Origin of the sequence: Streptomyces sp. NPDC006544, assembly GCF_040611715.1 — a bacterium.
In the GTDB taxonomy this organism is placed as follows: domain Bacteria; phylum Actinomycetota; class Actinomycetes; order Streptomycetales; family Streptomycetaceae; genus Streptomyces.
Genome location: NZ_JBEXOV010000219.1, coordinates 1 through 1,609, shown reverse-complemented (window position 1 = coordinate 1,609; position 1,609 = coordinate 1). Strand labels below are relative to the sequence as shown.

Genomic DNA, 1,609 nt, shown 5'->3' with positions numbered 1-1,609 from the left:
TAGCTTGATCTTTAACCCGTGCGGCGTGGGCGAGGGGTCGTGGACTTCTTCGTTTTCGGTTTTGCGGTGTCGGTTTTGCGGACTGTGTGGACATCGTGTCGTGGGGTGGGCCGGGTGTTCTTGCGTCCTGGCGGGCGTCCCGGGCCAGGGCGAGAGGGTTTCGGTGCACTGGCCGGACAGGTGGTCTTCGGGCGGATGTGCCGGAAGTCGCGGCGGACTCGGGCGGGCGTGAGGCGCTCGGGTGGGGCGGGTTTCTCCCACGGTCGGCGCAGGTCCGCTGCCAGTGGTCGGGCGAGCCGAAGTTGTGTGTAGGCGGCGAGGATCAGCCAGGTCCAGCGGTCCGCCGCCTCGGGAGTGCGGATCTTCGGGGAGGTCCAGCCGAGGGTCTGCTTGAACAGGCGGAAGGTGTGCTCGATGTCGAAGCGCCGCAGGTATGCCTGCCAGAGCCGGTCGGTGTCTGCGGGGGTGGCATCGGTGCCGGACCACCACAGCCAGACCGGCTTGGGGGTTGCTCCGCTGGGCAGGTGGTCGATGTCCAGCCGGATGACGGTCCCTTCGATGATGGGGAGGGTGCCGTCATCCGTGGCCCAGGAAGAGCGGTGGGTCAGTTTGGGGTGGAGCCGGTCCCAGGAACGTGCGGTGGCGGTGCCGTAGAGGCGGGTGTCGGTCACCGTCGTCACGTCGGGGGTGCCCCAGGTGTGGTCCTGGCCGAAGACGAACTCGCCGCCGTGCCGGGGCGGGCGGCCCATCGTTCCTGGCTGCCGTGCTGGGGCAGCCCTGCGCAGGACGCGGTCCGAGCGCATCCGGGCCAGCACCTGCACCGGAAGATCCCGCAGCAGGTGGGCCAGGCGGGGTGCGTCGTATCCGGCGTCCGCGATGACGAGGATGTCCCGGTCGCCGTCGTGCCACTGTCCGGCCGTGATGAGCCGGTCGATGAGTTCGCGCAGCTGCCGGGCGGTGACGGTGGCGGTGTCGTCCCCGGGCGACAGGCGGAGCGCGTCCAGCGGTGCGGTCCACGAGCTGCGGCCGGGCTCCAGCGCGCAGACGATCGAGTACGGCCAGCCGGGGACGGGGATGTGCTGGTCCTTGCCGCGTCCGTAGGTGTGGCACAGGATCCGTTCCGGTGAGGTGTGCGCGTCGGGCCGCAGCCAGCAGGTCACATCCACGGCCAGGACCAGCCGCCCGTCGGCTGCCCGGGGCAGCGGCACCCCGGCCAGCGCCCTCCGCATCCGGGCCGTGTCGACCCCGCCGCGGGCCACGGCGGCGTAGAGCCCTCCATGGCCCCGGCGGGATTCACCAACCAGCGACAGTTCCGCCAGAGAGCGGACCGGCCCGTCGCCGCACAGGACCGCGTCGGCCAGTTCGAACAGCGCGTCCGAACGCGCGGTCAGACAGGAGTAGAACTCACCCCGGAAGCATGACAGTTCCGCCAATGCCTCGTGCCGGGCATCTCGATGCGACAGACTCATTCCCACGGCCTTCGCGCTGGACGTGTGTGTTCCTTGGTCGGAGCACATGATCCAGACGAAGGCCGTTTCCGCGTACGGCGGTTACCGAACCGAGTGATCAAGTACGAGGCGCCGTTCGATCTCGGACGTTAAAGATCAAG

The 1,609-nt window shown here is 69.5% G+C and carries 1 protein-coding gene; it reads right to left on the bottom strand.

Annotated features, from left to right (window positions below; all coding sequences use genetic code 11):
- Nucleotides 1–11: 11 nt before the first annotated feature.
- The gene (locus tag ABZY44_RS37650) at nucleotides 12–1,469 is read right to left on the bottom strand and encodes an NF041680 family putative transposase (RefSeq protein ID WP_356662051.1); all 1,458 of its coding nucleotides are present in this window, start codon (nucleotides 1,467–1,469) and stop codon (nucleotides 12–14) included.
- Nucleotides 1,470–1,609: the final 140 nt, after the last annotated feature.

Excerpts from the sequence above, each read along its gene's own strand:
- ABZY44_RS37650 (WP_356662051.1), bottom strand. The coding sequence starts at position 1,469 with ATGAGTCTGTCGCATCGAGATGCCCGGCACGAGGCATTGGCGGAACTG.